At 72.0% G+C, this 5,046-nt stretch carries 5 protein-coding genes; all 5 read right to left on the reverse strand.

Translation table 11 applies throughout. The features are described 5' to 3' along the window. Nucleotides 1-105: 105 nt before the first annotated feature. Entirely contained in the window at nucleotides 106-858 is a 753-nt protein-coding gene (locus tag OGL89_RS16680) for an ABC transporter ATP-binding protein (protein ID WP_263121299.1), read from the reverse strand. Then, complete coding sequence (locus tag OGL89_RS16685; RefSeq protein ID WP_263121300.1) at nucleotides 855-1,652, reverse strand: ABC transporter ATP-binding protein; 798 nt, start codon at nucleotides 1,650-1,652, stop codon at nucleotides 855-857. Before OGL89_RS16685 ends, OGL89_RS16680 begins: the two co-directional genes overlap by 4 nt. Further along, nucleotides 1,649-2,518 carry an ABC transporter permease gene (locus OGL89_RS16690; protein WP_263121301.1) on the reverse strand — a complete coding sequence of 290 codons (870 nt, stop codon included), beginning with the start codon at nucleotides 2,516-2,518 and terminating at the stop codon, nucleotides 1,649-1,651. The genes OGL89_RS16685 and OGL89_RS16690 overlap by 4 nt, the downstream gene beginning before the upstream one ends. A gap of 43 nt (nucleotides 2,519-2,561) precedes the next feature. Next, entirely contained in the window at nucleotides 2,562-3,518 is a 957-nt protein-coding gene (locus OGL89_RS16695) for an ABC transporter permease (protein WP_263121302.1), read from the reverse strand. A gap of 4 nt (nucleotides 3,519-3,522) precedes the next feature. After that, a partial coding sequence (locus OGL89_RS16700) for an ABC transporter substrate-binding protein (protein ID WP_346770726.1) occupies nucleotides 3,523-5,046 on the reverse strand: 1,524 nt, incomplete at its 5' end.

Consider the following 5,046-nt stretch of genomic DNA (forward strand, 5'->3'; position numbering starts at 1 on the left):
CGAGTGCGAAGAACTTGTCGCCCAAACCGCCCGTAAAGCGACGACTTTTCCGCACTCGGCTAGGACGGGACGGTCACGGGTCACGGGAGGACGGCGGGTCGGGTGTCAGTCCAGTCGGGGCACGGCGCTGAGCAGGCGGCGGGTGTACGGCTGGGCCGGATCGGCCAGGACCTGCGCCGTCGCGCCCTGCTCGACGACCCGGCCGTGGTGCAGCACCACGGTCTCCTCGCAGAGCTGCCCGACGATGCCGATGTCGTGACTGACCAGCACGAGGGTCAGCCCCTGCTCGGCCCGCAACCGGTCGAGCAGGGCCACCACCTGGGCCCGGACCGACACGTCGAGCGCGCTGACCGGCTCGTCCGCGATCAGCACGCTGGGCGACGGTGCGAGCGCGCGGGCGATCGCGATCCGCTGTCGCTGACCGCCGGAGAACTGCGCGGGGTACCGGCTCGTGACGTCCGGGTCCAGGCCCACCGCGCGCAGCACCTCGGCCACCCGGGACCGGTGGTCGCCCTGCACCCGGAGCGACCGCAGCGGTTCGGCGATCGCCGCGCCCACCGACATCCGCGGATCCAGCGACGACCGCGGGTCCTGGAACACCACCTGCACGTCCCGGCGGAGGCGGCGCAGCAGTCCGCGGTCCTTGCGGTTCAGCTCCTCGCCCCGGAACCGGAGGGTGCCGGAGGTGGGGGAGTCCAGGCCGAGCAGCAGGCGGAGCAGGGTCGACTTGCCGGAGCCGGACTCGCCGACGATCCCGACCGAGCGCCCGGCGTGCACGGTCAGGTCGACGCCGTCCAGGGCACGGGTGCCGCGGAACACGCGGGTGACCCGGTCGGCGCTGAGCAGCGGCTCGGTCATCGGTCCTCCTGTCGGGGCAGCTGTCCTGCGCGGGCTGCGGAGACCAGCTCCCGGGTGTACGGGTGCTGCCCGCCGGCGAGGGCCTCGGCGACCGCGGTCAGCTCGACGACCCGGCCGTCCCGCATCACCGCGAGGTCCCGGGCGACCCGGGCGATCACCGGCAGGTCGTGGGAGACGAACACCAGGCCGACGCCGGTGCGGTCCACCAGGTCGTCGAGCAGGTCGAGCACCTCGGCCTGGACGGTGACGTCCAACGCGGTGGTCGGCTCGTCGGCGATCAGGATCCGGGGCTCGCAGGCCAGGGCCATCGCGAGCGCGACCCGCTGGCGCTGACCGCCGGACAGCTGCCAGGGATAGGAACCGAGGATCCGCTCGGTGTCGTCCAGCCGGACCAGCCGGGCCAGGCGCTCGGTCTCGGCGACGGCGGCGGGGCCGCGCAGCCCGCGGTGCAGGCGCAGCGGTCCGGCGATCTGACGACCGACGGTCATCAGCGGGTCCAGGGCGGTCAGCGGCTCCTGGAAGACCATCGCGATCTGTCCGCCCCGGATCGAGCGCATCCGGCGTTCGGGCAGGGTCAGCAGGTCGGTGCCGTCCAGCAGGACGCGGCCAGTGGCGGTCATCCCGTCCGGCAGCAGGCCGAGCACGGCGGCGGCGGTGAGCGACTTGCCCGAGCCGGACTCGCCGACCACGCCGAGGCGACCACCGGCGTCCAGCGACCACGACACCCGGTCCAGCAGGGTGCGGCCGGTGGAGGTGGTGACCGTGAGGTCGTGCAGTTCGAGCAAGCCGGTCATCGGTCCCCTCGCAGGCTCGGGTCGGTCCGTTCGCGGATGCCGTCGCCGAGCAGATTGAGTCCGAGCACGGTGACCACGATCGCCAGGCCGGGCAGGATCGCGCCCCACGGCTGGACGGTCATGGTGGACTGCGCCTCGTGCAGCAGCCGGCCCCAGGACGCGTTCGGTGGCGGCGCGCCGAGCCCCAGGTAGGACAGCGAGGCCTCGGCCAGCACCGCGGAGCCGCCGAGCAGCATCAGCTGCACCAGCAGGGTCGGCGCGACGTTCGGGATCACGTGCCGGGTGATGGTGCCCCACCACCCGGTGCCCGCGGCCTGCGCGGCGGTGATGTAGTCCTCGCGCAGCACCCGGGCCACGTTCACCCGGGTCACCCGGGCGATCACCGCGGACCCGGCGATGCCGATCGCCCAGATCGCGGAGGACAGCGACGCCCCGCGCACGGTGACGATCAGCATGGCGAGCAGCAGGGTCGGGAAGGCGATCAGCAGATCGACCGCCGACAGCAGCGTGATGTCGACCCACTGGCGGGTGGCCCCGGCCAGGACGCCGATCAGCACCCCGAGCACGCCGGCGACCAGCATGGACGCGGCGGCGACGACCAGCGCGTTCCCGGCGCCCACCATGATCTGGCTGAACAGGTCGCGGCCGAGCCGGTCGGTGCCGGCCCAGTTGCTCGCACTCGGGCCGCCGAGCCGGGCGCCGCTGCTGGTGTCGTCGAGGGCGTAGGGGGTCCAGACCAGGGACAGCAGCCCGACGGCGGCGACCAGGCCGACCAGCACGATCCCGGCGATCAGGGACGGCGACCAGCGGCGGGGGCGCCGCACCCGGACCGTCGTGTCGATCGGTGCGGTCACGTCGACGCTCATCCGGACGCCTCCGCGGCAGCGTGAGTGGTGTCGTGGGAGGTGATCACGCCGTCACCCCCGTCCGGCGCAGCCGCGGATCGATCACGCGCTGCAGCATGTCGACCAGGGCGTTCATCAGCAGCACCACCGCGGTCAGCGCCAGCACCAGGGTCTGCACCACCGGCAGGTCGCGGCCGGTGACCGAGGTCAGCAACAGGGTGCCCAGACCGGGCAGCGCGAAGACGTTCTCGATCACCACCGCTCCGAGCAGGGAGGTCGCCAGCTCGATGCCGAGGATCGACACCACCGGCACCGCGGCGTTCCGCAGCCCGTGCCGGCGCAGGGCCTGCCAGCGCGAGTAGCCCAGCGACCGGGCGGTACGCAGGTAGTCCTGGTCCAGCACGTCCAGGGTGGCCGACCGCACGTAGCGGACCATCACCGCGGACATCGCGACCGCGACCGTGACCACCGGCAGCGCCAGGGACCGGATGGCGGCGGCCGGGTCGTCCCAGCCCTGGCGCGGGAAGCCGCCCGAGGGCAGCCAGCCGAGCGTCAGGGCGAAGACCAGCACCAGCAGCACCCCGACCCAGAACACCGGGACGGCCACCCCCAGCTGGCTCACCGCGGACACCACCACCCCGACCGGACCCCGCCGCTGGACGGCCGCGATCACACCGAGCGGGACCGAGATCAGCACGGCCAGGACGAAGGCGGCCAGGCTGAGCGGCACCGTGATCGGCAGCTTGGCGGCGACCAGGTCCGCGACCGGCTGGCGGGACGTGAAGGAGTCCCCCAGATCGCCGCGGACCAGGTCACCCACCCACTGGGCGTACTGCACCGGGACGGGCTGGTCGGTGCCCAGCTCGCTGCGCAGCGACTCCAGCTGATCGGTGGTGGTGCCGACCCCGAGCGAGGCGCCCGCGGCGTCGCCCGGCAGCAGCCGGAGCACCACGAAGACCACCACGCTGGCCAGCACCAACGAGATCAGCAGAGCGCCGACCCGGAACAGCACGCCCTTCATCGACTCAGGACTCCCGGACGATGTCGGCGACGTAGAAGGACTCGGTCACCTGGTTCTCCGGGAAGCCGCTGATGTCGGACCGGGCGACCCGGATCTGCGGGTCCAGGTACAGCCAGGCGGACGCCGCCTCCTCGCCGATGGTCTGGTTCACCTGGGTCAGCAGCTCGACCTGCTCGGCCTCGGTGGACGCCTCGTCCGCCTCGGTCACCCACTGCTGCACCTGGGCGTTGTCGTAGCCCCAGTAGAAGTCCGGGTTCGCGTACCAGAGGACGTCGCGCGGGTTCACGTGGCCCATCAGCGTCGTCTCGAAGTCGTGGTCGGTGTAGACCTTCTGGTACCAGGTGGCGTCGTCGATCGGGTTCGGGGTCAGGGTGACGCCGACCGCGGCCAGGTTCTTGGTCAGCAGCGCCAGGATCGCCTCGGTGGTGTCGTCCGGGATGTAATCGACGGAGATCGTGAGATCGGTGACCCCGGCCTCGGCCAGCAGCGCCGCGGCGCCGTCCGGGTCATAGGCGTTCTGCTCGCTCAGGTCGACGTACCAGGGGTCGCTCGGCGGGACCATCGAGCCGATGACCTGGCCGTAGCCGTCCCACACCGCCGACAGGATCGCGTCCCGGTCGATGGCGCGGTACAGCGCCTGGCGGACCCGGACGTCGTCGAACGGCGCCTCGCGGTCGTTGAACGCCCAGAGCTGCTTGGTGGTGCTGGTGCCCTCGGTGATGGTGAAGTCCGGGTTGTCCTGGAACTGCACCAGCTGGTCCGGGGAGTCCTCCGCGATGACCAGGTCCAGGTCACCGGTGAGCAGCGCGTTGTTCAGCGCGGTGGTGTCCTGGAAGAACCGGAACGTCACGCCCGCGTTCTTGGCGGGCTCACCCCAGTAGTCGTCGTTGCGCTCGATGGTGAGGTGGTCGCCCTGCACCCACTCGACGAACCGGTAGGGCCCGGTGCCGTTGTCCGAGTCCAGCTCGGTGTCGCCGCTCTTCACGATGGTGATCGAGGCCAGGTAGAACGTCAGGCCCTGCGAGGCGCGGGACAGGTCGAGCTCGACGGTGTCGTCGTCGACCGCGGTCACGGTCTGGATGGTCTGCAGGTCGCTCTTGCGGGCGGCCTTGGAGTCCGGGCCGATCGCCTCGGTGATCGACCACACCACGTCGTCCGCGGTCAGGTCGGTGCCGTCGTGGAACGCGGCCCCGGTCTGCAGGTGGAAGGTGTAGGTCAGGCCGTCGTCGGACACGTCCCAGGACTCGGCGAGCGTCGGGATGACCTGGCCGTCGACGTCGACGCTGGTCAGCCCCTCGAAGACGTTGCGGGTCATGGTCTGGGAGACGCCGGAGGACCCGCCGACGTTCCGGACCAGCCCGGTGGGCTCGTTGGTGGAGCCGATCACGATCTCGGTGTCGTCGGAGGAGGCCGACGCTCCGGTGTCGTCGCTGCCGCCGGAGCCGCAGGCGGCCAGGGCCAGGGCTGCGACCAGGGTGAGGGAGACGCCGATGCCGGCGCGGGGAGTGCGCATAGGGGATTCCTTGAC

Source organism: Cellulomonas sp. RIT-PI-Y (genome assembly GCF_025642745.1).
Lineage (GTDB): Bacteria > Actinomycetota > Actinomycetes > Actinomycetales > Cellulomonadaceae > Cellulomonas.

Coding starts and splice junctions, on each gene's coding strand:
- OGL89_RS16690 (WP_263121301.1), bottom strand. CDS start 2,518: ATGAGCGTCGACGTGACCGCACCGATCGACACGACGGTCCGGGTGCGG.
- OGL89_RS16685 (WP_263121300.1), bottom strand. CDS start 1,652: ATGACCGGCTTGCTCGAACTGCACGACCTCACGGTCACCACCTCCACC.
- OGL89_RS16680 (WP_263121299.1), bottom strand. CDS start 858: ATGACCGAGCCGCTGCTCAGCGCCGACCGGGTCACCCGCGTGTTCCGC.
- OGL89_RS16695 (WP_263121302.1), bottom strand. CDS start 3,518: ATGAAGGGCGTGCTGTTCCGGGTCGGCGCTCTGCTGATCTCGTTGGTG.